Below are 25,765 nucleotides of genomic sequence, written 5' to 3' on the forward strand. Positions count from 1 at the left end.
TATTTCGGGGGACTATTATGACCGATACAGGATTGAGTATGGGCGCGAAGCAAACCCCCAGACAAAAAGAGATCGCTCGCATTTATGAGTCGCTTACCATGGCGATTGCCCAGCACAAGCTGCGCCCCGGCACGCGCTTAATTGAGGCGCAGATTGTCGATGCGCTGAAAGCCAATCGCAACCATGTGCAGGCGGCACTGCAGCGCATGGCGTTGCAGCACATCGTCACCATCGAACCCAATGTCGGCGCGATTGTTGCGCAGCCGTCAGCCACCACCGCGCGTGAGATCTTCACCGCCCGCCATGCCATTGAATCGGCCATAATTGCCTGTATTACACCGCAAAAAATGGCGGCGTTTGCCGTGCAATTGCAGCAGCAACAAAAAGAAGAACATGAAGCGATTCACAGCCAGGAACGGCAGCGCGTTGTGTATCAGCTTGGTGCCTTTCATCTGCTGTTAGGCAAAATCGCTGATAACAAAGTGCTGGAAGATATTCTCAATAATTTGATGGTGTTAAGTTCGTTGATTGTGATGCTGTATCAGCGCAACGAGATGCCGGTTTGTCAGTGTGACGAGCATCAGCACATCATCGATGAACTGATTGCCGGAAATACCGCTAAGGCGCAGCAACTGATGCGCGATCATCTTATTGAGCTGGAGCAGCAGCTGGATATTTCTGAAGCGTCACCGTATGCCATGACGCTGGTACAGGCTCTTCATAAAGCGGAGGAATAATGGAATTAGAAACAACCCGACTGCGGCTGGAACCCTTTGAACTCGCGCATTTTGACGGATTACGGGCGATGGAAAACGACCCGGAAATTATGCGTTATATCAGTAATGGCGTGGTTAAAACGCCAGAAGAAACCCTGGCAAGTATTGAACGCGTTCAATCGCGTTGGCAGCAATTTGGTTTTTCCTGGTGGGCGATGCGGGAAAAAGAGTCTGGCGAAATCGTTGGTGCGTGCTGCCTGCAGCATTTAGCCAATCAGGATGGTGCGCCTTTGGAAATTGGCTGGCGTCTTAATGCTAATTATCACGGTAAAGGTTTTGCCACAGAAGCAGCGCAGGCGATGGTTAAGTTTGCAGTTGAACATGTCGGCGTTAAATATCTGGTCGCGGTGGCCGATCCTGATAATGCCGCTTCGCAAAAGGTGATGCAGCGGCTGGGCATGACCTACAAAGCGATTGAGCAACACTACGATGTGCCTTGCGTGGTGTATGAGCTGCATATTTAGGCATTCGTGAACAAGTGCCATCAACAATTTATGACATATTCCATTTCTGATGATTTCACAGGAATGGAATATGGAACAGCACGATATTGGTTTTAGCCACATAGCGCTGCAAGTCAGAGATTTAGAACGCAGCATCGACTTCTATCAACGTTACGCAGGGATGCAGGTGATCCATGAGCGTGAACCAGGCATTGCAGAAGCGCAAAAAGTCGCATGGCTTTCTGATTTAACACGTCCGTTTGCGCTGGTGCTGGTGCAATCTCAAACCACGGTGGATACGCCATTGGGGCCGTTTGGTCACATTGGCGTTGCGTGTGACAGCAAAGAAGAGATTGATGCCAAAGTTGTTTTGGCAGAACGCGAAGGCGTATTACGCCGACCCGCGCAGCAATCATCCGCGCCAGTCGGTTATTGGGCATTCTTCGCCGATCCTGATGGCAATACGCTTGAGCTTTCATACGGCCAACAGATTGGCCTTGAGATTATTACCAGCCGCCTTAACGCGGATGTTTGAGCAAAAGCGTCACTCGGAAGGGTGACGGTTGATATCGGGATTAGGTGAGGTTTTAGTGAGCGCTTAGGTACTTCATTTAACATAATCATGATTATGCGCACCGAATATGTGAGTGCTATTTGATAATGTCACTTTTTAGCTAGTTCATAATGTCACCCAGATATGGCGCTTTTGCCACCTTTTCTGGGAGATCTCTGCTGATGCTGGTGACCATGTCGAACAAAGAACTTCACCGCCTTCCCGTCATTCAGGCTGTCATCGAAAAACGTCTGCGCCGTCGTGCTGCGGCCTCCCAGCTTGATCTTACCGAGCGTCAGGTTCAGCGGCTCATGAACCGCTATCGCGAGTCCGGCGCTGACGAATGCTCGTCGTGGTAAACCCTGCACTCACCGGATTTATGCAGGTGCACATGAGTGCGCACCCTACTAAAACCTAGAAAAATCCTTGTAGGGTCGCCATTCATGGCGACCGACTCGCAATTACCTCAATGACCATGCACCGTCAACCCAACTAACCGGACCACAATCGGGCGTACTACGAGTATGCAAACAAAAGCTGCTGGCATTGCAACTTGATATGCATTCATCACATTTTCCATATAATGCGGGCCAATACCAAATTCGGCGAAGGTGATGACTAAGCTCATCAAAAACGCCATGATGGTCGCCATGTAAAGCGCAAAGATGTAAGGTGAAACGTTCTTTTGCAGGCGTATACGTGCGGTATTTTTCTCGATTTCTGCTGTCATAGCGCTATCCTATTCAGTAAGTTTAAGCAAAACAGCCGCTAACCTATCAAGCGAATCATGATGCGGGTAGAACACTATCGCTTTAATCATTATTAAATAAAAATTACGAATCACGCATTGAGGGATGTATGGACTTATTGGGACTGATTAACACTTTTATCCGCGTAGTGGAGAACGGAAGCATTGCCGCCGCCGCGCGGGCGAAAGGAATGAGTCCAGCGGCGGTCAGCCAGAGCGTTTCACGTCTGGAGACACATTTAGGCGTGCGGTTGTTATCACGCACCACCCGCAGTATGACGTTAACCGAGAGCGGTAAACGCTACTTTGAAAAAGTCCGACATATTCCCCAGGACATTGACCTTGCCTCGCAGGCTGCGGCGATTGAAACCAAACCGCAGGGCTCACTTTGCATCGCCACCACGGCCGCTTTTGGCAGACACGTTCTTGCCCCACTGATGCCCACTTTTAAACAAACTTACCCCGATATTGATATCGAACTGATCAGTACCGACCGCAATGTTGATCACCGTTTAGAAGGGGTCGACGTCAGTATTCGTATTGAGGCGCAACTAAACGATCAACTGATCGCCCGCAAAATTGCCTCGCTACCCTTTATCTTCTGTGCGGCACCCGCTTATTTGGAGCGCGCGGGTTTCCCTGAAACGCCTGAAGAGCTGAGCCAGCACGCTTGTTTGGTTTTCCGCTATCCGACAGATGGACGCTTTCTTCCGTGGACGTTTATGGTCAACGGCCAGCCGGTGAACGCAAAGCTCAATCCAGAGTTCGTCAGTGATGATATTGATATCATAGCGAAAATCGCCGAAAACGGTGGAGGCATCGCCCGGCTGGCCAGTTTTATCGCTCAACCGTTGATTGAGCGTGGCCAACTCATACCTTTGTTCCACTCAGATCAAGGAGAGAAAAGCGACGTTGCGGCTTTACCGATGAACATTTATGCCTGCGTCAACGAGCGTTCGGCGCTGAATTCAAAGGTAAGAGCGTTCATCGCTTTTTTGGAACAACAGCTCGCCCATTGAGGTTATTAACTCTATAATATTGGGTGTTAAAGTCATTTTTGGACGATAAGCTACAATATGCTGGATTTAACCCTCACTAAACCCGAAGAAATCGTCAAGCTGTTATGTGGACGATTACGTAAAGATCGTCTCGCACAACGGATGACCCAAGCGGATGTCGCGGCCAGAGCGGGAATTGGCGTGAATACGGTCTCCAATTTGGAAGCGGGTCGTAACGTCGGCTTTGAAAACCTGGTGAAAGTGGCGATGGTGCTCGGTCGCGTTAACGAGCTGGAAGCACTGTTTGCCCCGCAGATCGATAGTCTCGATGACCTGCTTCGCTACGAAAAGAACGCCAGCCGCAAGCGGGTGAAAAGGAGCAACGCTGATGGTGAGTAAAGTCGACGTCTGGTACGACGGCTGGGGCGAACGCTTTCACTGGGGCACGCTGGCCTCCTCGACCGCCCTTACCGGTCGTCCGGTGATTATGTTTGAATACAGTGAAGCGGCAGCTCGTCGCGGTCTGGAACTCGCTTCCTTTACTTTGCCTCTGAAAGGTCCTCGGTTGCGCAGAGACTTTCCTGCTCATCAGTTGGGCCTGCCCGGCCCGGTCTATGATGCATTACCCGATGGTTGGGGTATGTTGCTGATGGATCGTCTGTTCCGCCAGCGTGGGCTTAACGCCGCACGCATCGGCCCGTTAGAGCGGTTAACTTATGTAGGCAATAACGCGATGGGTGCGATGTCATTTGAACCGTCGCAACCTGAAACTGATGAACGAGCTGATGACATTGCGCTGGACCAACTCTCGGCTGAAGTACAGCAGGTGTTGGACGGCGAAGGCGGAGAGTTTCTGCAAAGACTGCTGCAGATGGGCGGCTCACCACAGGGTGCAAGACCTAAAGCCCTGCTTTATCGCGATCCTATCAGCGGTGGTTTCACCACGGCGGCTTCAGCAGAGTTAGAAGCCTGGTTGATAAAGTTTCCGGCGCGGCAGGAACATCCTGAAGTGTGTGCCATTGAGGCTGCTTATGCGCAGTGTCTGCGTGAATGCAACATCAGCACGCCAGATACCGCTTATTTTGCCTTGCCCAATGGTCAGGCGGCTTTCGCTTCACGGCGTTTTGATCGAAAAGACGGGATGCGCGTTCCCATGCAGAGTCTGGCGGCGTTTACCGGCGCAAACTACCAATCACCAGGCGCACTGGATTGCACCAACTTTCTGCGCGCCACCCAGCTCTGCACCAATGATGTCAGGGAAAAAGCGCGCGCATTTGAAAGAGTGGTGTTCAACGTTGTTTTCAATAATCGAGACGATCACCCTAAAAACTTTGCCTGGATCATGTCAGCCAGCGGGCAATGGCAGTTAGCACCGGCCTATGACGTCACTTATTGCGAAGGTCCGGGCGGCTATCATCAGATGGATGTGATGGGGGAAGCGCTGGATATTAAACGCGCCCACCTTTTAGCGCTGGGACAACAGGAAACCAATCTCACGCCCTCACAGGCAGGCGATATCATCGATCACTATTGTTCGGTGGCGTCTGGCTTTGCCAGCAAAGCGGCCGATATGTTCCCGGAGCAAATAACTGCGGAAACACTGCGCTTTCTTCAGGCGCGCATTGATGAAAACATCAAAAACCTGACGAAATAGTTATTAATTGTGGCCCCAGAAAAGGGGCCAATCACCGCCCTAACCTACTTTTATTACTCTCGCTCATAAACCCATTCAGTGATTGCGGATAATGCTTTTGCAGATGCCGACTATGCTTACCCTTCTAAAACCATACAAAAATAAGTTGTACCTCAACATTTCACCCTTTTACTGGAGGTTTGGCATGAGCAGCCAACACTTAACAACACCCGCGCCTGCAATGATGCCAATCAGCTTCAAGGTCAACGGCATACAGCAGCAATTAGACGTTGATACCCGCACCACGCTGCTGGATGCATTGCGTGAGCATCTGCATCTGACCGGCACCAAAAAAGGCTGCGATCACGGCCAATGTGGCGCCTGTACGGTAATGGTCAACGGTCGTCGCATCAATTCCTGCCTGACGCTCGCCGTGATGCAGCAGGATGCGGAAATCACCACCATTGAAGGCTTAGGAAATCCTGACCAGCTGCATCCCTTGCAGGCGGCGTTCATCAAACATGATGGTTACCAGTGCGGCTACTGCACACCGGGGCAAATCTGTTCCTCGATGGCGGTGCTGGAAGAGATCAAAGCGGGCATTCCCAGCCACGTCACGCACGACCTGGCCTCCGCGCCGCAACTCACTGCGGATGAAATCCGTGAGCGCATGAGTGGCAATATCTGTCGTTGCGGTGCCTATTCCAACATTCTTGCGGCGATTGAAGAGTACGCGGAGGGCCTGGAATCATGAAATCCTTCACTTACCAGCGGGTAAAAACTCCGGCCGAAGCCGCTGCCAGCGCCCAGCAACATGCCAATGCCAAATTCATCGCTGGCGGCACCAATCTGCTCGACCTGATGAAGCTGGAGATTGAAACGCCCGCGCATCTCATTGATGTGAATGGTCTTGAGCTGGATAAAATCGAGGCCACGGCGGATGGTGGATTACGCATCGGCGCGTTGGTGCGTAACACCGACCTGGCGGCCGATGCGCGCGTTCGCCGCGATTATGGCGTGCTGTCGCGCGCGTTAGTGGCTGGCGCTTCCGGCCAGCTGCGTAATCAGGCGACCACCGCAGGAAATTTGCTGCAGCGTACGCGTTGTCCCTACTTCTACGACACCAACCAACCGTGCAACAAACGTCTACCCGGCAGCGGCTGCGCGGCGCTGGATGGCTTTAGTCGCCAGCATGCGGTGGTCGGCACTAGTCAAGACTGTATCGCCACCCATCCGAGCGATATGGCAGTGGCAATGCGTTTGCTGGATGCGGTGGTAGAAACGGTCAGCCCGTATGGCAGTCAGCGCAACATCCCGATTGCTGAATTCTATCGCGCGCCCGGCAACACGCCTCATCTGGAAACCGTGCTCGATCCCGGCGAGCTGATTGTTGCGGTTTCACTGCCGGCCCCGCTGGGCGGCACGCACATTTACCGCAAGGTGCGCGATCGCGCGTCCTACGCCTTTGCGCTGGTCTCTGTCGCCGCCATCATTCAGCCGGATAACTTCGGTCGCGTGGCGCTCGGTGGCGTGGCGCATCAGCCGTGGCGGCAGGAAGAAGCGGATAACGCGGTGATTCAGGGTGCTAAGGCGGTGAGCGATCGGCTGTTTGCCACGGCGCAACCCACCGCTGAAAACGAGTTCAAGATCATTCTGGCGCAGCGAACGCTCGCTTCCGTATTGGCAGAAGCGAGGGGATAACTGATGAAATTCGAAAAACCCGCAGGCAATAACCCGATTGATCAGCTCAAAGTGATCGGTCAGCCACTTAATCGTATCGATGGACCGTTGAAAACCTCCGGCCTGGCGCCTTACGCCTACGAATGGCATCGCGAAGCGCCCGATGCGGCATACGGCTATGTGGTCGGCGCGCCAATCGCCAAAGGGAAAATCACCGCCATTGATGTGCAGGCCGCGCAAAATGCGCCGGGCGTATTAGCGGTGGTGACGGCCAAAAACGCGGGGAAACTGGGCAAAGGCGATAAAAATACTGCCAATCTGTTGGCTGGCGACATCATCGAACACTATCACCAGGCCGTCGCATTGGTCGTAGCCGAGACGTTTGAGCAGGCGCGTGCAGCGGCGAGTTTAGTCAAGGTGGATTATCAGCGCGAGCGCGGTGCTTATGATCTCGCGCAGCAAAAGCCGGGCGTCACTTCCGCACCCGAAGACACGCCCGATAAAGCCGTAGGTGATTTCGCCGCTGCGTTTGCTGCGTCTGAGGTCAAGCTGGATGCGCACTACACCACGCCGGACCAAAGTCATACCGCGATGGAACCTCACGCCTCGATGGCGACATGGCAAGGTGACAAACTCACCGTCTGGACCTCGAATCAGATGATTGACTGGTGCCGCACCGATCTGGCCGCCACCCTCAACATGCCGATGGAAAAAATCCGCATTGTTTCGCCCTATATCGGCGGCGGATTTGGCGGCAAGTTGTTCCTGCGCAGCGATGCGGTGTTAGCCGCGTTGGGCGCGCGCGCCGTTCAGCGTCCGGTCAAAGTGATGCTGCCTCGACCACTCATCGCCAATAACACCACGCATCGACCGGCCACCATTCAGCACATCCGCATCGGCACAGATAAAACCGGAAAGATTCAGGCTATCGCGCATGAAAGCTGGTCCGGTAATTTGCCGGATGGCACACCGGAAACCGCCGTGCAGCAGACGGAACTGCTTTACGCCGGTGCCAACCGTTTTACCGGATTACGACTGGCCACGCTGGATCTGCCTGAAGGTAATGCCATGCGCGCACCGGGCGAAGCGCCGGGATTAATGGCGCTGGAGATTGCCATCGATGAAATCGCGGAAAAAGTGGGTATCGATCCCATCGCCTTTCGCATCCTCAACGATACGCAGGTCGATCCGGCCAAACCCGAGCGCCCTTTCTCCCGTCGTCAGCTGGTTGAGTGTCTGAATACCGGTGCCGAACGTTTTGGCTGGTCACGACGCAACGCCAAACCGGGGATGGTTAAGGATGGACGCTGGTTAGTCGGTATGGGCGTTGCGGCGGGCTTTCGTAACAACATGGTGACGCCTTCCGGCGCACGCGTGCATCTGGACAGCAAAGGCATCATCACCGTTGAAACCGATATGACCGACATCGGCACCGGCAGCTACACCATCCTCGCGCAAACCGCTGCAGAGATGATGGGCGTGCCGATTGAGAATGTGGTGGTTCGTTTAGGCGATTCTGACTTCCCGATTTCTGCCGGCTCCGGCGGCCAATGGGGCGCGAACACTTCAACCTCCGGCGTTTACGCCGCCTGCGTGAAACTACGTGAAGCGGTAGCCAGCAAACTGGGCTTTGACGCGCAACGCGCAACCTTCAGCGAGGGTCAGGTGCATGACGGCAACCAGAGCGCGCCGCTCGCCCAGGCCGCCGCCGAAGCCACCATTACCGTGGAAGACACCATCGAGTTTGGCGACCTTGATGAGCAATATCAGCAATCCACCTTCGCCGGACACTTCATTGAAGTCGGCGTGGATGTTGCCACTGGCGAAGTGCGCGTGCGGCGCATGCTGGCAGTTTGTGCGGCCGGACGCATTCTCAATCCCAAAACCGCGCGCAGTCAGGTGATTGGCGCTATGACGATGGGCCTTGGCGGCGCGTTGATGGAGGAACTGTTCGTCGATGAACGCCTCGGGTATTTCGTTAACCACGATATGGCGGGCTACGAAGTGCCGGTTCACGCTGATATCCCGCAGCAGGAAGTGATTTTCCTCGATGACACCGATCCCATCTCTTCACCGATGAAAGCAAAAGGCGTCGGTGAGCTGGGCTTGTGCGGCGTCAGCGCGGCGATCGTCAATGCCATTTATAACGCTACCGGCGTGCGCGTGCGTGACTATCCGGTGACGCTGGATAAGTTACTCAAAGGCTTGCCCGCCCTTGTCTAACGCTGAGGAGAAGCGCAGTGCAGCAGCTACTGATTGATGAAGATCTGCAACCGCAGATCAAGCCGCAGCAGGCTTTGCAGACTGATGACAGCGAAACTATTTTGCGCTTCGCATTAGAAGCAATGGAGGAGGATTTCGCTGCCGTGTTGATCACGCTGGTAGAAATCCGCGGTGGCGCGGCGCGCGCATTGGGTGCGCAAATGGTGGTGCGGGAAGATGGCCGCTATTGCGGCTATGTCTCCGGCGGCTGTGTGGAAGCGGCGGCGGCTTACGAAGCGTTGCAGGTTATCGCCAGCGGAAAAGATCGCGTTGTGCGCTATGGCGAAGGATCGCCTTATCTGGATATTGTGCTGCCCTGTGGCGGCGGGATTGCGCTGGCTTTCCATCGGTTACGTGATGCGCAGCCGTTGAAAAACGTGCTGGATCTGCTGGCAAATCGACAACCCGCTGTGTTGCGCTATTTGCCGAAGTTTCAGCGGCTGGCTAGCGTGGATTGTGCTGAAAAAACAGGCTGGCAGGATGATGCCTTTGTTATCGGCTATCTGCCAAAAACGCGTGTCGCGGTATATGGACGTTCGGTCGAAGCGCTGGCGACCGCATCGATTGCGCAGGCCGCCGGTTACGAAGTGCTATCCGGTGAGGATGTGCAGGCGCAGGCTATCGATCCCTTCACGGCGGTGATTTTGCTGTATCACGATCTGGATCGTGAACTGCCGGTGCTACTGGCGGCGCTGCGTTCTACGCCCTTCTATATCGGTGCATTAGGCAGCCAACGCACGCATGCAACGCGCGTTGAGAAACTGCTATCGCTGGGTTTTAGCAAGGATGAGATTGCGCGCATCAAAGCGCCGATTGGCATCTTTGCGCAGGCGCGCGATGCTCGTACGCTGGCATTATCAATTGTTGCGGATGTCGCGGCGGCGCGGCTTAACGTGGTTTAGCAACCACATCAATATCGCGCTGTACATCGGCATCCGCTTCAAGGGTAACCAGTAAGCACGCATCCAGCAGCACTCTGGCGCCTTCATCGCCGTTCAAATTGCATAACGCCTCAGCGTAGCGCCGATCAAACCCGACCGGATGGCCGGGTTTTCCTTGATGAGTAAGACGTACCTGCGCCGCGCCCTGCTCCAAAGTCTCATTGACTCGCCGATAATGCGCCGCCGTTAGCCACGGCATATCTCCCAGCGTAATGATCCATCCATTCCAGCGATCGGTCATCGCCACGCCCGCCGCAATGGATTCACCGCTGCCGCCACTTTCACACAGCACAAGCTGCACGCCCGCGCGTTCAGCATGTTCTCGCACCGCCTGATAATCTGGGCGCGTCACCAGCGCTACCGGCAACTCGCTCAGCTTCGCCTGTTCGATGACGGTTTCAATCACCGTTGACGCATCATCGCCCATGCTGGCAAGCAATTTATTACCGCTGCCGCCGCTGGCGATATAGCGCGAACCTTTACCTGCCGCGAGGATGAGAATGCCTGCTGATGATGTGATCATTTGTGTTAGAACCTTGTGGCATAAAGATATTTTTGCTTACAGTTTAATACGTTAAGTTCACCGAGGATAACTACAATCAGCCTGTCGATAATAAATAAGGAAGTAAACCAATGCGTAAATTTTCTCTGATTGTATTGACTGCGGGCGTGTTGCTGTCGGTCACTTCTCAGGTTGAAGCCAAGGGCTGTATTAAAGGTGCGGTAGTCGGCGGCGTGGCGGGCCACATGGCGCATCACGGCGTGGCTGGCGCGGCGGCCGGTTGTGCCGTTGGTCATCATATGGCGAATAAAAAGCAGAAAGAAGAAGACAGCAAACAGCAGCAATCTAAGTAATAGCCTGAGCTGCCTGCGCTAGCAGGCAGCTCACAACCGTTACAACCGCTTTTGCGAATCGGCATCGAACAACATCGCGCGATTGGCATCTATCGTCACCGGCAGAACATCTCCCGCCTGCGCACCGGAACGTTGCGTGGTGAACAGCATAATGTCATGTCCCAACAGCGAACCATGAATCAACTCGGATAATCCGGTCGGTTCCACCAGCGACACTTCCAGCGGCAGCGCATTGGTCGCCCCCGCCTCGGCAATTGCCACGTTCTCAGGACGAATACCGTAAATCACTGATCGCCCGACCTGATGCTGCGCCCAATTCGTGTTCAGCGGCAGTTGCGCGCTGTCGCCAATACGCACACCCTGCGCCGTCATCACGCCATTGATGAAATTCATTGATGGCGAGCCGATAAAGCTGGCGACAAACTTGTTAGCCGGTGTGTCATACAACTCGAGTGGCGTACCGACCTGCTGAATCACGCCGTTGTTCAGCACCACAATGCGATCGGCGAGCGTCATGGCTTCAACCTGATCGTGCGTCACGTAAACAATGGTGTTGTTCATCTGCTGGTGCAGCTTCTTGATTTCGACGCGCATCTGACCGCGCAGCTGTGCATCGAGGTTCGACAGCGGTTCATCAAACAGAAACACCTGCGGCTGCCGCACGATGGCGCGCCCCATCGCCACGCGCTGGCGCTGACCGCCGGATAACTCTTTGGGTCGACGATCGAGCAGATGTGTCAGGCTGAGAATCTCCGCTGCGCGCCTAACCTTCTCTTCTATCTCCACGCGTGGACGCTTCTGAATTTCCAGGCTGAAGCCCATGTTGCGCGCCACCGTCAGATGCGGATAGAGCGCATAGCTTTGAAACACCATCGAGATATCGCGATCTTTCGGTGCCACATCGTTCATTAGCTGGCTGCCAATACGAATATCGCCGCCGGTTGCCAGTTCCAGCCCGGCGATGGTACGCAGCAGCGTGGATTTGCCGCAGCCCGATGGCCCAACCAGCACCACGAATTCACCGTCTTTAATAGTGAGGTTAATATCGCGCAGCACCTCAACGTTGCCATAGCGCTTGTCGATCTGTTTGAGCGTGATTTCAGCCATGATTTACCCCTTAACCGCACCGGCGGTGAGTCCCTGAACCAGATAGCGTTGAATAAAGGCGAAGAACAGACAGGCCGGAATCAGCGCCAGCACCACCGCCGCCATCATCTCGCCCCAGGAAACGGCAAACTTCGACACGAAGCTGAGCAGCCCAACCGGGAAGGTCATCACTTCGTTTTTGTTGATCAGCATCAGCGAGAACAGCAGCTCGCTCCACGCCGCAGTAAACACAAAGCCCAATGTAGCCGCCATGCCCGGCAAGGTTAGCGGCATCAGCACGCGATACAACGCCTGAAAGCGCGTACAGCCTTCCAGCATCGCCGACTCCTCCAGATCTTTTGGAATCGCATCGAAGAAGGATTGCATCAGAAAGGTGGCAAACGGCACGTTGAAGGCGGTGTAGATCAGAATCAGCCCGAGCAAGCTGTTGGTCAGGCCAAGCGGTGCCATCACCTTGTAAATCGGCGCGATGATCATCACCAGCGGGAACATCTGTGTGAACAGCAGCAGCCCGGCGATCAGCACTTTGCCGCGAAACTGAAAGCGGGAAAAAGCATAGCCGGCCGCAGCGGCAATCAGAGTGGTAAGAAACGCGGTGCTAAACGAGACGATCAGGCTGTTGGTAAAAAAGGTCGGGAAATCACTGTCGGTCAGCACTTTTTTGAAATGACCGAGGGTCACACCGCTCGGCAGCAGCGTAACGCCCTGACTGAACAGCAGTTGGTCCGGCGTCAGCGAGATTTTGATGATCCAATACAGCGGAAACAGCGCGAACAGCAGATACGCCGCAATACTCAGGCGATGGCCAATCAGCGGTAAGAGTCGCATAGTCGCTTCCTATTTCAGCAGCTGATGGCGAATGCGCAGCAACACCAGCGCATAGCAGGTCATCAGCAGTAACAGAAACACCGCCATCGCCGAGGCATAGCCGAAATCCAGCTTGCGATAGGCGGTGGTGAAGATGTAGCTGGAGAGAATCGAGGTCGATCCCGCCGGTCCACCATCGGTCATCACCACAATCAAATCGGCAAAGTTAGCGATCCAGATGGTGCGCAGCATCACGGTGATGGCGATCATCGGTGCCAGAAACGGCAGCGTCACGCGCCGAAACTGCTGCCAGCCGCTGGCTCCGTCAATCGAGGCCGCTTCGTACAGGTCTTTGGGAATCGACTGCAGCGCCGCCAGCAGCGTGATGGCAAAGAACGGAATACCAAACCACACGTTGGCGATCACCGGTCCCCACATTGCCAGCTGCGGATCGGACAAGATGTTGTAGGGCTCGCTCAGCACACCTAAATCGCTCAGCCACTGCGGCAGCGGCCCGACTACCGGATTAAGCAACCATGACCAGGTCAAGCCAGAGAGAAACGCCGGAACCGCCCACGGCAAGAACACCAGCGCCTGCACCCAACGGCGAAAGCGAAACTCGCGGTTAAGCAGCAACGCCAGCGCCAGGCCAAAGAAGAATTGCAACAGCAGCGAGCTGAGCGTCCAGTTCAGCGTGTGTCCCAGCGCTTTAAAAAAGCGCCGGTCATCAAACATCTGAGTAAAGTTGTCCCAGCCCACCCAACCGGTTTCCATTGGATTCAGCAGGTTGATGCTCTGAAACGCGTAGGAGATGCCGATCGCCATCGGCACAAAGATGAACAAAGCGATCAGCAACAGGCCGGGCGATAAATACCACCACGGCTCAACCAGCCGACTCCAGCGAAGGCGGCGGCTGCGCGCGTGACTGTTAGGCAGAGAAGCATCAAACATCATAATCAAACTCCGCGTCGTTAGAGGTTACTGCGTGGCAAGCCAGGCTTTCTGCTCTTTGCTGAGATAGTTGGCCCAATCCTTCACCATGCTGGCGGTATCGTTCTCACCCAGTAAGGTTTCCTGGCTGCTCTCTTTCACAATCACCGAGTTGAAGTAGCCCCAGCCTTTCAGATGGGTTGGCATGGTGAGTGGCACATAGTTGGGATCGTTGAGCTCTTTAAACCAGCCGGCGAACTGCGGCGTTTGATAGAACGGATCCTGCTCGGCACCTTTATAAATTGGCAGCGTGCCGACGAATTTCGACCAGGCGAGGTTGTTGGTTTTGTCACTGAGGAAGGTAATCAGCGGCCAGGCGAGATCCTTCTGTTTGCCCTGCTTGAACATCGACCAGCCGGTATAACCAATGGTTGGGAAGGCTTTGCCAGAAGGACCAACCGGCATCGGTGCCACGGCGAAATCATCGGGCGCCATGCTGTTTTTAATGGCGATCAGCGCGTCAGGATCCTGATCGAGCATCGCGCATTTACCTGAATAGAAGCCCGAGACGATCTCATTGAAGCCCCAGTTGACGCTGTCTTTTGAGGCGCCGCCCTTTTGGTACATATCCACCAACAGCTGTGCACCTTTCATGGCGCCTGGCTCGGTCAGCGTGCTGTTACCTTGTTTGTCGAAGAACTCCGGCGAACCGTTCATCGCCGCCATAAACATCATCCAGGCGTTGGTGCCGCCCACGCCACCGCGCATGCAATAGCCACTGATGCCGTTGCCGAGCTTGCTGATGCGCTGGGCATCGCTGGCGAACTCCTCCATGGTTTTCGGCGGTTCGCTTAAACCGGCCTGCTGGAACAGCTTTTTATTCCAGAACAGCGCGCGCAGATAAAAACCGTACGGCACCATGGTGGCTTTGCCGTTGGCGGCGCGCGCCATGGCCAGCGTTTTATCGGTGAGCTGTGGCGTGGCGTCCCAGCTTTTAAGGCGCGGTTCGAGATCTTCCAGCATGTTGTTGCTGGCATACAGCCCTTGCCAGGTATCCGGCATCTCCACCACATCCGGTACCTGACCGCTTTGCAGCATGGTGCCGAGCTTTTCAAATGCCTGACCCCACGGCAGAGAGATCAGTTCAATCTCCGTGCCGGGATGCTGGGTTTTATATTCATCGAGCATTTTTTGCAGCAGCGCGGTGCGCGGCGGGCTGGTAATCACTTCCACTACGGTAAGTTTGGCGGCGAGGCTGCTCATGGCAGCACTCAAACCCACGGCTAACACTAATGCTTTCACGGCAAAACGTTGCGTCATGACTTTTCTCCAGTGAGTGATTACGCGCGATTAGCGCTGGCAAGGGCTTGCTGCAAATCGGCCCACAAATCGTTGGTCTCTTCGAGCCCGACTGAGATGCGGATCAGGCGCGGTGAGACGCCGAAGTCCACCGCCGAATTAAATTCACTGGCCTGGTTGATTACGGAAATTGCTGGCATCACCAGACTCTCAAATCCGCCCCAACTCACGCCCATGTGGAACAGCTCCAGCGCGTTACACAACTGCGGAATATCCACCTGCTCTGCCACCTCAAAGGCAAACAGACCGCTGTAGCCACGCAAGGTGGACCACGATTGTGGTTTCAGCCCCGGATGGCAGACGTCCGTCACCAGCGGATGCGCCGCCAGTTTCTCCGCGATAGTCAGCGCACTTTGGTGATGCTGCTTCATGCGCAGCGGCAGTGTGCGCAGGCCGCGCATCAGCAGTGACGCTTCATGCGCCGAGAGTTTTCCGCCGAGATATGGGCTGATATGACGGGAAATGTTGTTGATGTGCTGCTGGCTGGAAATCACCAAACCGGCCACCACATCGCTGTGACCGCTGATATATTTCGATGCCGAGTGCACCACGATATCGATACCGCACAGCAGCGGCTGCTGGAAAATCGGGGATGCCCAGCTGTTGTCAATAATGCTGATAACGCCTGCTTCGCGCGCCATCGCACCGAGCTTATTCAGATTTTGTTCGCTCATCACCCAGCTTGAGGGACTTTCCAGATAGAGCAGGCTGGCATCAGTTAACGCTGCACGGATCGCAGCTTCGTCATCACCATCGACGAACTCGGTAACGATGCCAAAGCGCTGGCAAAAGCCACGCAGGAAACGGTAGGTATCAGGATATACGTGATTAACGCACACCACTTTTTTGCCCGGCGCCACCACGCTGAGAATCGCGTTGCTGATCGCCGCCATGCCGCTGCCGAAGGCCAGACAAGCTTCGCCGCCTTCCAGCGCCGCCATCTTATCCTGCAGCGCTTTTACCGTGGGGTTATCAACGCGCGAATAGAGCGGCTGATCGCTCTCGCCACGAAAGCGCGCGATCATGCTGTCGTAATCGCTGAAGGTAAACAGCGAAGACTGGTAAATCGGCGTGGTGACCGCGCCCATTTCATGGCGTTGATCGTGGGTGAGCAGCGTTTGTTGCGAAATCGGCTTAGCGTTTGGCATTGATTACATCCTTCATGTCGCGTTCGGTGATATCGAGAATTTGATGGCAGATGGCGCGCGCCGCCGTGCAATCGCGCTGGCGGATGGCGTTGAAAAGTTCACGGTGCAGAGGGAACGAGTCCGAAAACAGCGCCTGTTCCGGCGGTGATTCGAAAAAGGCATGAAATGAGTCGTAGATACCGTTGAGCATTTGCAGCAGCAAAGGATTACCTGCGGCGCGATAGATGCTGGCGTGAAATGCCCAGTCTTCCGCACCGGCAGAACCGATCGCCAGATGCACTTTCTCCATCTCATCGAGACGTTGCTCGATTTCGATCAGATCGTCAGCCGTGGCGCGCTGAGCCGCCAACACGCAGGATTCCGATTCGATAATGCGGCGCACTTCCAGCGCATGCAGCATGTTGGCCGAATCGTTTTTAAAGCGCAGTGATAAGAAGCTATCGTTGACGCCGACTTCCGCCTGCAAAAAGGTGCCGCTACCCTTTTTACGCAAAATAATGCCTAACGCTTCCCAGCGTTTGAGCGCTTCGCGCACCGTATTACGGCTTACGCCAAGTTTCTCTGCCAGCACCCGTTCCGGCGGCAAGCGACTGCCGGGCTGCGCGCCCGACTGCGCCATATAACGCGTTAGCGCATCGAGAATCAGCGTATCGCTACGCGGCGTGGAAATAGGATGGAGCTCAACCGGTATTTGCATGGCACTGCCTTAATTGGTCCAACATCTCTACCAATCGAAAAGCAACGTGCGTGCCAGATTATTAATATGCTGAATTGCATGAATTTTGTGCGGGGTAATAAGTGGGTATTATGAGTTTTGCTGGTGCAAATTGGGGGGAGTTGCACCAAATGAGGACTTATTACTTTCTATTAAGGTCAAGATGCATGTCAAAACCCGTTACGCGAAAACCGAATTGCTCATACAATTTCTGCGCGCGCAAATTATTCGGCGCTACTCGTAATTCAATTTCCTGCACATCTAAATCTTTGAGTTCATCAATAAATGCACGCATAATCTCTTTGCCAATACCTTGCCCCTGATATTCCGGTAACAGGATCAAATCCATCAGAAAAGCAGCATCATTTTCCCTACTGAACCAAAGGTAGCCAATAGCCTGTTGATCACGTTGATAGATGCGAAAATGCTGATGGGGAGTGTTGATGCCAAGAGGCAGTGAAGACTGGATGGACTCAGCAGCTTCATGCTGCGCCCTTTCTTCGCTGTAGCCATGATTCTCAGTTAAGTCGTTGGCATAATCATTTTTGGAAAGAATCAGCCACTGCTCAAGCTCAGTTGCAGAAATCTGCCTCAGGGATCCTTTGTTATTCATCTCTCGTCCTTAGAATATATTTTTGCGTAGCATAAACTAAGACACCGGATTCGACTAAAATTCCGCATAAGCGCGCAGCAAAAGCCGCGCGATTGTCACAATTTTTTATTTGTTCAAAACCTGCCAGCGTTTATAGACATCAAGCGCCTGCGGTCGAGGCTGATATTTCATCGGCAAGCGACGTTGTTCAATTGGTTTACTGTATTCGTCGTAAAAGGTGTCCAGCTCAAAATATTTACGGTCGTCGCGGTAATATGTCGAATACTCTTCGCGTTTGGTGATGTATATCACTTGTTTCGGGCTGCAATAATAGAGTGCACCCAGGCACATTGGACAAGGGCTGGCGAGAATATAAATGTCGCAGTCGGTGAGGTTTTCGCTGCCTGTTTCGCGGCAGGCTTCGCGAATGGCCAGAATTTCAGCATGAGCGGTGGGATCATTGGTCTGAGCCACGCGGTTTGCGCTTTCAGCGATCACCTTGCCATCACGGACAATGACCGTCGCAAACGGGCGACCGCCCTCTTCAACATTCTTCATGGCTAAATCGATAGTGCGTTGTACAAAATCCATTACTTCCTCGCTTATATCCAATAAACCGGTCCATCAATAACGATGGATTTTTTAGCCTGGTTCAGTTTTGTAGAATGCGAAAGCGATGCTCGGTTTGAACGTATACGATTTAACCGTTGAGAGAGTAAGATTTTATTTCAGATGGCGGCGTTGCTAAATATCCCGTAGGGTCGCCATTTATGGTGACCAGGTGCGCATAAATGCGCACCCTGGGAATTGTCAGGTCGCTATTAATGGCGACCCTACGTAATTCGGGCTGCCTGGATATTTAACAACGTCGCGATATTTTCAATTACCTCGCCGAGATGTCCGCGGCCAATTGCGCAGTGATGTGCGGCCCCGCCTTCACACCATAATCGGGTGAAGTCCCGTGCACTGAGCGCAAAGCGGTAATTACTGTTGGTGTTGCCGATATCGAGCGTTTCACCCGCTACAGCTTCGCCTTCCGCGTATTGCAGCGTGACGTTGCCATCGCGATGTTCCACCACCGATAAAAAGGTTACCGGTCCGTGGGCCACGTTCATCTGAATCGAAACCCCCTTCCCAGGCTTGCCGTGATAGACCGGTAAAGGGACCAGCCGGACTTTCGCCGACGACATGGCTGGATGCGCAGGCCCATCATGGCCCCACTGCACGCTGTCATCGCGGAAGTTGATGCCATAAGGCTCGGAAAAGGATCCGCCTGCTTTGAGAAGGCTAAGGATCTTCATCGCAATCACGTTTTTGACTTCACACTCACCGGCAACAGGAACGCCTCGGTTGGTCAGCAAGGTGTTACCGGCAATCACCGACGTGACAATATTTTCATGCGCTGAACCGGGAGCGCCTTCATAGTAATAAGCCAGCGCGCCAAGCTGATGTCGATCGACCAACTTATCGAGCGCCACCGCTGTACTTAATGCGCGATGAATTTCTACCTCTTCGCAAGCTTGATCGACATCGAGCACGCTGAAAAGCTCATCCCTTTTAGCGCTAACTTCGCTCTCTTCCAACTGGCTGGCAAGCGTGACTAACTCACAGAACTCAACGATTTTGAAGCGCACGCCAAAGCGAGCGGAGAGATTGGTGATATCCGCATAGACATCGTACATGCCGTTGTAATAGTGACCGGCGATGCCAATTTGCGTGCGCTTAAGTGAACGCACCACGGATGCAGCGCTGAGCCAGTTTGCAATCTGCCGCCAGGCCACATCGTCATCCAGATAGCCCACAACCAGCTGATGCTGAATGCCGGTTCGCTGGAATACATTAACTAATTCTGGTGCCGTACAGGCCTGACAGTGCGCCAGCCATTGGCCGGTGCGGTCTTCGCGCTTGGTAAGTAGATTGATTTGCTGACAAGGCACCGACATTTCCGGCTGCAAAGCCAATATCAGAACTGGCTTGTTAAGGCTTTGCACCAGCGGAAGCACGGTAGAACTGAGGGCATAGGTGGTGATGTATAACACCACAACGTCAACATTCTCCTTAGAGAACAATTGCGTCGCCTGCTCGGTTTTCTCACTGTTATCAATCAGGCCGGCATCCACGACCTCAACGTTGTAACGTTGCAGCCGCCCGGATACCACAGCAAGATAGCGCTCAAGTTGCTCCTTAAGCCCGGCAAACTGTGGCCAGTAGGTTTCAAGCCCGATACCAAATAGTCCGACTTTAATGTTGTCCACAACCATTCCTCGCACTGGAAAGAGAAGCTTTCCATTGTGCGAATTTATCATTGGGAAACCTGTGTCATTCTGACAACCAAAAGCCATTCATGGCAGGAGACCAATAATCAGCCTGCAATGGCTCGCAGATTTTTACATCCCACGTTGGTTGTGCAAATAGCCCGGCAGAATTTCAAGTTCTGTTTGGTGATTTATCCGCGTAGCAGCGGTGTTTCTGGCTAATGGTGCGATTTCCCGCAGCTTCATTTCACGGTTTACTTTTGGCAGCCACTCTTCGAACTGTTTAGCGTAGGAATCCGCCAGATGTTGATCATGGGTGCGCCCCACGAAAAGCTTACTTTTAGCGAGACGGGAAATATCCGTAGCATATATCTCATAGAGATCGCCGCACTGTTGAATTTCAATCGCGGTGAAATGCATATTTGGCCAGAAACTCACTTTTGCTGAAAAATTGCTGTAATTCATAAAATATCACTTATTAATGGATTTATCTGTGTGCCAGATTATTCTGGTCGGTCCAGTCATTATAACGCGTTTGGCATGGCAGTAGACTGTCAGATAAATCCTGATCTTTTGAAATTGAAAACCATTTAAAAACCGATAATCCTATTTATGGGCACTATTCTTAACCTAAAAAACCGTCATCATCCGGCGTCTTTCCCAGGACGATTTGCAGCGTACTACGCAGGCAATCCTGAAATGCAGCATCATTGGTAGTCTCTAGCTCTGCCAGAAGATAGGCGATAATGCTTTTATTGGTAACGTTTTTTTTGTCCGCGATGATTGCGGTGATGATTGAGCCCAATATTTCGGCCTCGGATTTTTGCTGCACAGAACCACAATTAAAATAGGCTATAAAGTTGGTGCTAATATTGATTTTTTGCATGCATTTCCCCTGGCAACGGTAGTGCCAATATTTTATTTAGTGATTAATGTTTTAATGGAATGGTCTAAAAAGAGAGACCACTAAAGATCTAACTAAATTGATTAAATTTGATGAACGGGGAATAGTGTTAATTTTTGAGAATATATCTATCAAGAGAGCCTGCTGAGATTAATGTTTGAAAGCGCGGTTTTAAGTGGGGACAGTTGTCTCATCTCCGCTTGGCGACAAAAGTATACAAAGCTGTAATCCGTGTACAGAATTTTCTTGTGATAAAAACGCTTTTAATTTAAAGAGTTGAAATAACATTAGCGATAACAGTCAGTTGAGTGATAGTTAGAGCTCAAAGAAAATTGTAAATTAGTCCTGCCCGGTGACTAATGTGCAATTATGGATACGGGGTTTCAAGATGCAGAAGCGCACATTTATGCGCTTCTGCCCATGTCATCAAGGCGTTACCGCTTCCCCGCTCACCACTTTTGCTTGCTGCAGGCTAGCCTCTTCCTCGCGGAACTTAAGTCGATCCCAGACGCGGAAGAACGGATAGTAAATCACCAGAGAAATCGTCAGATTCACCACCTGCAATACGGTGCCAGAAATATGCCCGCCGGTTGCCAGATACCCGCTAACAAAAATCGGTGTGGTAAATGGCAGCGCAATCCCTGCAGGTGGTGCCACTAAACCGGTACTCATCGCCGCCCATGACACAATCACCAACACCACCGGCGTCAGGATGAAAGGCAGGAACAGATACGGGTTCATCACCAGCGGGATGCCGAACACCAATGGCTCGCTGATGTTAAACAGCGCCGCTGGAGCGGCAATTTTACCGAGCTGTTTCATCTGACGACTGCGTGAACGAATCAGCATAAAGATTACCAATCCCAGCAGCGCGCCAGTGCCGCCCGGCGCAATCCACAAGTCGTAAAACTGCTGAGTAAAGATGTGCGGAATTGGTTGGTTATGCTGGAACGCCTCGAGGTTTTCACTCATGTTCGATAGCCAAACCGGCTGAATAAACACCAGCACAATCGCATCGCCGTGCAGCCCAAGCGTCCAGAGAATGCCAATCAGCAGCACTGAGAAAATCATGCCGGGCAGCGTGCCGCCGACGTGATGCATCGGCAGACCAATCACAGTCGCAATCAGGTTATTGATATCGCCGAAAGGAGAGGCTTCTACTGCCAGACGAAGCATCAACACCACCGCCAGCACGCAAAAACCGGGTACCAGCGCAAGGAAGGATTTCGCCACCGCTGGCGGCACGCCTTCGGGCATCTTAATCACCAGATTACGGTTGTGCACAAAGCGATAAATCTCAGTGGAAAGCAGTGCAATTACAATAGCCACGAACAAGCCCTGGCTGCCAATCAGCGAAATCGGCAACACGCCGGTGACCAACTGCGTCGGCGCGCCTTCCACCGGGGCAAACAGCGTCTGCTGTGGAATGGTCATCACAAATGCCACTAACGCCATCGCGCCGCTGGTGAGCGGATCGAGCGTGCGATATTTCTCTGCCAAACGGTAGGCAATACCAAAGCTGGAGATCAGCGCCATGATGTCGTAGGTGGCGCGCACCGGATAAAGCAGTTTGTTGCGCCACGTGTCGCCAAACAGATCCGCCATTAAATGGCCCCACGCCGGAATCGGCAGATAGGCAAAGATCAGGAAGAAGCTGCCAATCAGCATAAACGGCATGTTGAGAATGATGCCGTCACGCACGGAGAGCACATGCTTCTGACCGGCGATTTTCAGTGCGACGGGCAAGACATAACGGTCTATAAAAGTACGATTAGACATAAGTGTTCCTCTGGCTCTGTGGCGCAACGGATTATGGCGTGGCGAACTGCGGCAGCCACGGCTTATTAAGGGTCAGCACTTCTTCCAGTAACGCTTCGGCGGTCGCGACATCACCGACTAACGGATTGCCGAGCAGCGCCAGCAACGCCTGCTGACGATCGCCATGCACAGCCGCTTCGATGGTCAGACGTTCAAACGCTTTGATCTGCTGCGTCAGGCCATTCATCAGCGGCGGCAACTCGCCAAACACCAGCGGATGCGCGCCTTGCGCGTCAACCAGACAGTTCACTTCCACCACCGCATCATCCGGCAGGCCATGAATCGCGCCGTTGTTGCGGCAGTTCACCACCAGATTTTTGCCACTGTTATTGTGAATCGCGCTGATCAGTTCAACCGCCACTTCGGAGTAATACGCGCCGCCACGGAAACTCAGCTGTTCAGGTTTATGTGACAGATGCGGATCGGCATACAGCTCGAACAGCTCGGCTTCCACTTTCATTACCTGCTCCGCACGCGTGCCTTCGTTACCGTTTTGCGCTTTTTCCTGCTCTTCGGCCAGCATCTGCGGCGTTTGCCAGTAATAGCGATGATACGGGCACGGAATTGCCTTGAGCGCGCGCAGGAACTGCGGCGACCATGGCATATCTTTGATGTTATTCATGGTGAGCGATTGGCCATCGCACAGTTGTTCAATCACCTGCGAGGTGACATCCTCGCCGCGACAGGTCACCTGATGCACCCACACCAGATGATTGAGCCCGGCGAAGCGCAGTTGCACGTCATCCCAGGGCGCGTCGAGCATGCCGGCAATCATGTGGTGCATATTTACCGGCACATTACACAGGCCGATAATTTTCGCCTTGCTGTAACGCGACACCGCTTCCGTCACAATCCCCGCCGGATTGGTGAAGTTGATGATAAAGGCATCTGGCGCCAACTCTTCCACTTTGCGCGCCACGTTAAGCATCACCGGAATGGTGCGCAGCGCTTTGGCAAAACCGCCCACGCCGGTGGTTTCCTGGCCGAGCCGTCCATATTTCAGTCCGAGGCGCTCATCTGCGGCACGCGCGGCAAGCTGACCCACACGCAGCTGCGTCAGCACAAATCGGGCGCCGCGAATCGCTTCATCGAGTTCAAAATGCACGCTGACTTTCACCTGCTCCAGCCCGTTTTGTTGCAGCATGCGGCGAGTGAGATCGGCGATGACATGCACCTTTTCACGTCCCTGCTCGACATCCACCAGCGCCAGTTCCGTCACCGGCAGCTGCGCATAGCGATTGATGATGCCTTCTACCAACTCCGGTGAGTAGCTGCTGCCACCACCAATAATCGCCATCTTAAGCATTCGTGCCTCCTGCCGCAGTGCGGCGGTAAAGTTCAATGATTTCGCCTGCCAAATCCTGAATCAGCATGGCGTTCATCAGATGGTCCTGTGCATGGACCAAAATCAGCGTGACCGGCAACTTGCCGCTGCCTTCATCCAGACCAATCAGCGCGGTTTGCTGCTGGTGCGCCGCGCTAATGCTTTCGCTCGCCGCCGCTAACTGCTGCTGCGCCTCGCTGAAGCGCCCTTCTCGTGCCAGCCGCAGCGCGCTAATTGCCGCGCTACGGGCTGCGCCGGCTTGCACCAGCAGCAGCATAATTTCCTCTTCAAACTCGATAGCCACGATTTCAGACATGCAAAATCCCCCACAGCACAAAGCCGTGTAGTGTCAGACAGATGAGTTAAAACGGACGGTTAGGAGGTGTGTAACGCCAGCGCTTTATCGAGCACCTGTTCGCCACGCATCATGCCGTAATCCATCATGTCGATGACGGCGACAGATTTGCCCTGTGGCGCGGCAATCGCGGTAAGACGGGCAGCTTCGAACTGCACCTGCGGGCCAAGCAGAACGACGTCGGCATCTGGCAGAATACGTTCGAATTCCGCCACCGGCACGGCTTTGATGTCGATTTCCAGACCGCGACCTAAAGCGGCGTGCTGCATTTTGCTCACCAGCATGCTGGTTGACATGCCTGCAGCACAGCAAAGTACGATGCGCATAATTTCTTCTCCTGTGATTTGTCCCGGCCATTTAAGACCTGTCTCAGAGAAGCTGTAAAGTGGCTGCGGGCAGAGGATTTTCTGATGGTTTGATAATTTATCAATATAGATCATATAGATATAACAAAACACATCATGAAAATATTTTTCACGAGTGTGATCTTAACCGTAATTTAACAGTCATAATCCCAACAAAAGCCGATAAAACCCGATAATCAGATGAAAAAAAGCTCAACATGAAAAATAATTTCATGCATGATGGATGCTCGCTACTGAGGATGTGATGAGTTGATGGATATTGTCTGGCAATTACGGCAGCAATCGGAGCGCGCGGATGCGCAGGAATCGAGGCTGGCGCGGTTTTTTCTGGCTAAATTGGGTGCGACTGAGCAGGCCACCATGGAAAGTCTCGCCACGCAGGCGGGCGTGAGTCCGGACGTGCTGCGACGCTTTGCCACGTCGGCTGGCTGTCAGGATCTCGATGATTTTCTTCATCAGGTGCGTAAAGCCGGTCAACAGCGGGACGTAGAATTTATTGATGTCATTCGCCAGCGGCAAGCTTCACTAAGCCAGCAGGAGAAACGCGTTGCCGAAGCTATTCTCAGCGACACCGCTTTTGCTGCCTCCGCCACCATCGAACAACTTGCCGGACGTGCCGAAGTTAGCGCCGCCACCATCACCCGCTTTGCCCGTTCGCTGGGTTGCGAAGATATCCGCGATTTACGCATGCGGCTGGCGCGCGCGCCACAGGTGCGAACGAGTAACGCGATTGCGCCCATCGAGGCGATTACTCAGGCGTTAAGTCAGCTATACGCGCAAGCGGAAACGGCAACCTGGCAACGTGCCGCAGAGATGTTGCGCAAGGCCAGAAGCGTGCTGCTGATTGGCGCGTCGGGGCTGCAAACTCCGCTGGTCGCGGAAGTCCATCAGCGTCTGCAAAGCGCCGGATTGGCCATTGCATGGATTCAGGATGACAACCTGCTGAGCATGACGCTGAGCCGTTTACAGCCGGATGATCTGTTGCTGATTCTCGCGCCTGACAAAGTTAACAGCCACGTGCTCAGCGCAGTACATCATGCTCATATTCAAAAAACGCCGGTGATCGCGCTCTGTGCGCAGACCTTAGACCTGGCGAATCAGGCCGATATCTGGCTGCCGCTGCCAGAGGCAAAAAACGCACGGCGTTACGGCATTTTGTTTGCGCTGGATCGGCTGGAAGCGGCACTTTAAGCGTTG

At 53.6% G+C, this 25,765-nt stretch carries 29 protein-coding genes and 1 pseudogene; 13 read left to right on the forward strand and 17 right to left on the reverse strand.

The genetic code is table 11. The annotated features are described in order from the left end of the window. The first annotated feature begins 38 nt into the window (after positions 1–38). The 4 genes and pseudogenes from NR302_RS21695 to NR302_RS21710 form a co-directional block, all read left to right on the forward strand. Positions 39–737 (forward strand): GntR family transcriptional regulator, encoded by a 699-nt coding sequence (locus NR302_RS21695; protein ID WP_154157192.1) that lies wholly within the window; start codon positions 39–41, stop codon positions 735–737. After that, the gene (locus tag NR302_RS21700; RefSeq protein WP_258145240.1) at positions 737–1,240 is read left to right on the forward strand and encodes a GNAT family N-acetyltransferase; all 504 of its coding nucleotides are present in this window, start codon (positions 737–739) and stop codon (positions 1,238–1,240) included. The genes NR302_RS21695 and NR302_RS21700 overlap by 1 nt, the downstream gene beginning before the upstream one ends. Positions 1,241–1,310: 70 nt before the next feature. After that, positions 1,311–1,754 (forward strand): VOC family protein, encoded by a 444-nt coding sequence (locus NR302_RS21705; RefSeq protein ID WP_258145241.1) that lies wholly within the window; start codon positions 1,311–1,313, stop codon positions 1,752–1,754. Positions 1,755–1,966: 212 nt separating this feature from the next. Continuing rightward, positions 1,967–2,113 (forward strand): annotated as a pseudogene (locus tag NR302_RS21710) (helix-turn-helix domain-containing protein); the annotation flags it as partial. Positions 2,114–2,238: 125 nt separating this feature from the next. Here the strand turns inward: NR302_RS21710 and NR302_RS21715 are convergent. After that, positions 2,239–2,502: a DUF2798 domain-containing protein gene (locus NR302_RS21715; RefSeq protein ID WP_258145242.1), complete on the reverse strand. Its 264-nt coding sequence runs from the start codon at positions 2,500–2,502 to the stop codon at positions 2,239–2,241. Between the two features lie 128 nt (positions 2,503–2,630). On the opposite strand from NR302_RS21715, the gene NR302_RS21720 reads away from it, so the two are divergent. From NR302_RS21720 to NR302_RS21750, 7 genes are all read left to right on the forward strand, one after another. Next, positions 2,631–3,539, forward strand: a complete 909-nt coding sequence (locus NR302_RS21720; RefSeq protein WP_258145243.1) for a LysR family transcriptional regulator — start codon at positions 2,631–2,633, stop codon at positions 3,537–3,539. Between the two features lie 57 nt (positions 3,540–3,596). Beyond that, entirely contained in the window at positions 3,597–3,917 is a 321-nt protein-coding gene (locus NR302_RS21725) for a helix-turn-helix domain-containing protein (protein WP_196761388.1), read from the forward strand. Then, the gene (locus NR302_RS21730; protein WP_258145244.1) at positions 3,907–5,172 is read left to right on the forward strand and encodes a type II toxin-antitoxin system HipA family toxin; all 1,266 of its coding nucleotides are present in this window, start codon (positions 3,907–3,909) and stop codon (positions 5,170–5,172) included. The genes NR302_RS21725 and NR302_RS21730 overlap by 11 nt, the downstream gene beginning before the upstream one ends. Positions 5,173–5,356: 184 nt before the next feature. Continuing rightward, entirely contained in the window at positions 5,357–5,905 is a 549-nt protein-coding gene (paoA, locus tag NR302_RS21735; protein WP_258145245.1) for an aldehyde dehydrogenase iron-sulfur subunit PaoA, read from the forward strand. Further along, positions 5,902–6,852: a xanthine dehydrogenase family protein subunit M gene (locus tag NR302_RS21740; RefSeq protein ID WP_258145246.1), complete on the forward strand. Its 951-nt coding sequence runs from the start codon at positions 5,902–5,904 to the stop codon at positions 6,850–6,852. The genes paoA and NR302_RS21740 overlap by 4 nt, the downstream gene beginning before the upstream one ends. Positions 6,853–6,855: 3 nt before the next feature. Further along, on the forward strand, positions 6,856–9,054 hold the full coding sequence (gene paoC / locus NR302_RS21745; protein ID WP_258145247.1) for an aldehyde oxidoreductase molybdenum-binding subunit PaoC: 2,199 nt from the start codon (positions 6,856–6,858) through the stop codon (positions 9,052–9,054). Between the two features lie 17 nt (positions 9,055–9,071). Continuing rightward, on the forward strand, positions 9,072–9,995 hold the full coding sequence (locus NR302_RS21750) for an XdhC family protein (RefSeq protein WP_258145248.1): 924 nt from the start codon (positions 9,072–9,074) through the stop codon (positions 9,993–9,995). Here NR302_RS21750 and NR302_RS21755 read toward each other — a convergent pair. Then, a complete protein-coding gene (locus tag NR302_RS21755) occupies positions 9,982–10,557 on the reverse strand; it encodes an NTP transferase domain-containing protein (RefSeq protein WP_258145249.1) in 576 nt (191 codons plus the stop codon). The genes NR302_RS21750 and NR302_RS21755 overlap by 14 nt on opposite strands. A 110-nt stretch (positions 10,558–10,667) precedes the next feature. On the opposite strand from NR302_RS21755, the gene NR302_RS21760 reads away from it, so the two are divergent. After that, the gene (locus NR302_RS21760) at positions 10,668–10,889 is read left to right on the forward strand and encodes a hypothetical protein (protein ID WP_008106155.1); all 222 of its coding nucleotides are present in this window, start codon (positions 10,668–10,670) and stop codon (positions 10,887–10,889) included. Positions 10,890–10,928: 39 nt separating this feature from the next. On the opposite strand, the gene NR302_RS21765 is transcribed toward NR302_RS21760, so the two are convergent. The 15 genes from NR302_RS21765 to NR302_RS21835 form a co-directional block, all read right to left on the reverse strand. Beyond that, on the reverse strand, positions 10,929–11,996 hold the full coding sequence (locus NR302_RS21765; protein WP_258145250.1) for an ABC transporter ATP-binding protein: 1,068 nt from the start codon (positions 11,994–11,996) through the stop codon (positions 10,929–10,931). A 3-nt stretch (positions 11,997–11,999) separates the two neighbouring features. Beyond that, positions 12,000–12,824: a carbohydrate ABC transporter permease gene (locus NR302_RS21770; RefSeq protein WP_154191289.1), complete on the reverse strand. Its 825-nt coding sequence runs from the start codon at positions 12,822–12,824 to the stop codon at positions 12,000–12,002. Positions 12,825–12,833: 9 nt separating this feature from the next. After that, positions 12,834–13,757, reverse strand: coding sequence for a carbohydrate ABC transporter permease (locus NR302_RS21775; RefSeq protein WP_258145251.1), 924 nt, complete (start codon positions 13,755–13,757; stop codon positions 12,834–12,836). A 24-nt stretch (positions 13,758–13,781) separates the two neighbouring features. Continuing rightward, positions 13,782–14,996, reverse strand: coding sequence for an ABC transporter substrate-binding protein (locus NR302_RS21780; protein ID WP_374990663.1), 1,215 nt, complete (start codon positions 14,994–14,996; stop codon positions 13,782–13,784). A gap of 77 nt (positions 14,997–15,073) precedes the next feature. After that, positions 15,074–16,240, reverse strand: coding sequence for a PLP-dependent transferase (locus NR302_RS21785; RefSeq protein ID WP_258145253.1), 1,167 nt, complete (start codon positions 16,238–16,240; stop codon positions 15,074–15,076). Continuing rightward, positions 16,227–16,937, reverse strand: coding sequence for a FadR/GntR family transcriptional regulator (locus NR302_RS21790; RefSeq protein WP_061719273.1), 711 nt, complete (start codon positions 16,935–16,937; stop codon positions 16,227–16,229). Before NR302_RS21790 ends, NR302_RS21785 begins: the two co-directional genes overlap by 14 nt. A 160-nt stretch (positions 16,938–17,097) precedes the next feature. After that, positions 17,098–17,568, reverse strand: a complete 471-nt coding sequence (locus tag NR302_RS21795; RefSeq protein WP_258145254.1) for an N-acetyltransferase — start codon at positions 17,566–17,568, stop codon at positions 17,098–17,100. A gap of 105 nt (positions 17,569–17,673) precedes the next feature. Then, positions 17,674–18,138, reverse strand: a complete 465-nt coding sequence (locus NR302_RS21800; RefSeq protein ID WP_176972458.1) for a nucleoside deaminase — start codon at positions 18,136–18,138, stop codon at positions 17,674–17,676. 242 nt (positions 18,139–18,380) lie between these two features. Beyond that, positions 18,381–19,808 carry an L-fucose/L-arabinose isomerase family protein gene (locus NR302_RS21805; protein ID WP_258145255.1) on the reverse strand — a complete coding sequence of 476 codons (1,428 nt, stop codon included), beginning with the start codon at positions 19,806–19,808 and terminating at the stop codon, positions 18,381–18,383. Positions 19,809–19,934: 126 nt separating this feature from the next. After that, positions 19,935–20,267, reverse strand: coding sequence for a hypothetical protein (locus tag NR302_RS21810; RefSeq protein WP_258145256.1), 333 nt, complete (start codon positions 20,265–20,267; stop codon positions 19,935–19,937). A gap of 160 nt (positions 20,268–20,427) precedes the next feature. Continuing rightward, entirely contained in the window at positions 20,428–20,688 is a 261-nt protein-coding gene (locus NR302_RS21815; protein ID WP_258145257.1) for a biofilm/acid-resistance regulator YmgB/AriR, read from the reverse strand. A gap of 444 nt (positions 20,689–21,132) precedes the next feature. Then, positions 21,133–22,485 (reverse strand): PTS cellobiose transporter subunit IIC, encoded by a 1,353-nt coding sequence (gene celB / locus NR302_RS21820; RefSeq protein WP_008106145.1) that lies wholly within the window; start codon positions 22,483–22,485, stop codon positions 21,133–21,135. Between the two features lie 31 nt (positions 22,486–22,516). Continuing rightward, positions 22,517–23,830, reverse strand: a complete 1,314-nt coding sequence (locus NR302_RS21825) for a 6-phospho-beta-glucosidase (RefSeq protein WP_258145258.1) — start codon at positions 23,828–23,830, stop codon at positions 22,517–22,519. Next, a complete protein-coding gene (locus NR302_RS21830) occupies positions 23,823–24,164 on the reverse strand; it encodes a PTS lactose/cellobiose transporter subunit IIA (RefSeq protein WP_008106141.1) in 342 nt (113 codons plus the stop codon). Before NR302_RS21830 ends, NR302_RS21825 begins: the two co-directional genes overlap by 8 nt. A gap of 59 nt (positions 24,165–24,223) precedes the next feature. Beyond that, positions 24,224–24,532 carry a PTS sugar transporter subunit IIB gene (locus NR302_RS21835; protein ID WP_179453067.1) on the reverse strand — a complete coding sequence of 103 codons (309 nt, stop codon included), beginning with the start codon at positions 24,530–24,532 and terminating at the stop codon, positions 24,224–24,226. A gap of 288 nt (positions 24,533–24,820) precedes the next feature. On the opposite strand from NR302_RS21835, the gene NR302_RS21840 reads away from it, so the two are divergent. After that, positions 24,821–25,759: a MurR/RpiR family transcriptional regulator gene (locus tag NR302_RS21840; protein WP_258145259.1), complete on the forward strand. Its 939-nt coding sequence runs from the start codon at positions 24,821–24,823 to the stop codon at positions 25,757–25,759. Positions 25,760–25,765 lie beyond the last annotated feature (6 nt).

This window comes from Pantoea sp. SOD02, from assembly GCF_024707505.1.
Lineage (GTDB): Bacteria > Pseudomonadota > Gammaproteobacteria > Enterobacterales > Enterobacteriaceae > Pantoea > Pantoea symbiotica.

Bases quoted from the DNA above. Each gene is read 5' to 3' on its own strand.
- NR302_RS21830 (WP_008106141.1), bottom strand. From the start codon at position 24,164: ATGTCTGAAATCGTGGCTATCGAGTTTGAAGAGGAAATTATGCTGCTG.
- NR302_RS21705 (WP_258145241.1), top strand. From the start codon at position 1,311: ATGGAACAGCACGATATTGGTTTTAGCCACATAGCGCTGCAAGTCAGA.
- NR302_RS21715 (WP_258145242.1), bottom strand. From the start codon at position 2,502: ATGACAGCAGAAATCGAGAAAAATACCGCACGTATACGCCTGCAAAAG.
- NR302_RS21795 (WP_258145254.1), bottom strand. From the start codon at position 17,568: ATGAATAACAAAGGATCCCTGAGGCAGATTTCTGCAACTGAGCTTGAG.
- NR302_RS21695 (WP_154157192.1), top strand. From the start codon at position 39: ATGGGCGCGAAGCAAACCCCCAGACAAAAAGAGATCGCTCGCATTTAT.
- NR302_RS21785 (WP_258145253.1), bottom strand. From the start codon at position 16,240: ATGCCAAACGCTAAGCCGATTTCGCAACAAACGCTGCTCACCCACGAT.
- NR302_RS21725 (WP_196761388.1), top strand. From the start codon at position 3,597: ATGCTGGATTTAACCCTCACTAAACCCGAAGAAATCGTCAAGCTGTTA.
- NR302_RS21840 (WP_258145259.1), top strand. From the start codon at position 24,821: ATGGATATTGTCTGGCAATTACGGCAGCAATCGGAGCGCGCGGATGCG.
- NR302_RS21740 (WP_258145246.1), top strand. From the start codon at position 5,902: ATGAAATCCTTCACTTACCAGCGGGTAAAAACTCCGGCCGAAGCCGCT.
- NR302_RS21805 (WP_258145255.1), bottom strand. From the start codon at position 19,808: ATGGTTGTGGACAACATTAAAGTCGGACTATTTGGTATCGGGCTTGAA.
- NR302_RS21780 (WP_374990663.1), bottom strand. From the start codon at position 14,996: ATGAGCAGCCTCGCCGCCAAACTTACCGTAGTGGAAGTGATTACCAGC.
- NR302_RS21815 (WP_258145257.1), bottom strand. From the start codon at position 20,688: ATGCAAAAAATCAATATTAGCACCAACTTTATAGCCTATTTTAATTGT.
- NR302_RS21775 (WP_258145251.1), bottom strand. From the start codon at position 13,757: ATGATGTTTGATGCTTCTCTGCCTAACAGTCACGCGCGCAGCCGCCGC.
- NR302_RS21770 (WP_154191289.1), bottom strand. From the start codon at position 12,824: ATGCGACTCTTACCGCTGATTGGCCATCGCCTGAGTATTGCGGCGTAT.
- celB (WP_008106145.1), bottom strand. From the start codon at position 22,485: ATGTCTAATCGTACTTTTATAGACCGTTATGTCTTGCCCGTCGCACTG.
- paoC (WP_258145247.1), top strand. From the start codon at position 6,856: ATGAAATTCGAAAAACCCGCAGGCAATAACCCGATTGATCAGCTCAAA.
- NR302_RS21800 (WP_176972458.1), bottom strand. From the start codon at position 18,138: ATGGATTTTGTACAACGCACTATCGATTTAGCCATGAAGAATGTTGAA.
- NR302_RS21765 (WP_258145250.1), bottom strand. From the start codon at position 11,996: ATGGCTGAAATCACGCTCAAACAGATCGACAAGCGCTATGGCAACGTT.
- NR302_RS21700 (WP_258145240.1), top strand. From the start codon at position 737: ATGGAATTAGAAACAACCCGACTGCGGCTGGAACCCTTTGAACTCGCG.
- NR302_RS21825 (WP_258145258.1), bottom strand. From the start codon at position 23,830: ATGCTTAAGATGGCGATTATTGGTGGTGGCAGCAGCTACTCACCGGAG.
- NR302_RS21810 (WP_258145256.1), bottom strand. From the start codon at position 20,267: ATGAATTACAGCAATTTTTCAGCAAAAGTGAGTTTCTGGCCAAATATG.
- NR302_RS21720 (WP_258145243.1), top strand. From the start codon at position 2,631: ATGGACTTATTGGGACTGATTAACACTTTTATCCGCGTAGTGGAGAAC.
- NR302_RS21755 (WP_258145249.1), bottom strand. From the start codon at position 10,557: ATGATCACATCATCAGCAGGCATTCTCATCCTCGCGGCAGGTAAAGGT.
- NR302_RS21730 (WP_258145244.1), top strand. From the start codon at position 3,907: ATGGTGAGTAAAGTCGACGTCTGGTACGACGGCTGGGGCGAACGCTTT.
- NR302_RS21760 (WP_008106155.1), top strand. From the start codon at position 10,668: ATGCGTAAATTTTCTCTGATTGTATTGACTGCGGGCGTGTTGCTGTCG.
- NR302_RS21790 (WP_061719273.1), bottom strand. From the start codon at position 16,937: ATGCAAATACCGGTTGAGCTCCATCCTATTTCCACGCCGCGTAGCGAT.
- paoA (WP_258145245.1), top strand. From the start codon at position 5,357: ATGAGCAGCCAACACTTAACAACACCCGCGCCTGCAATGATGCCAATC.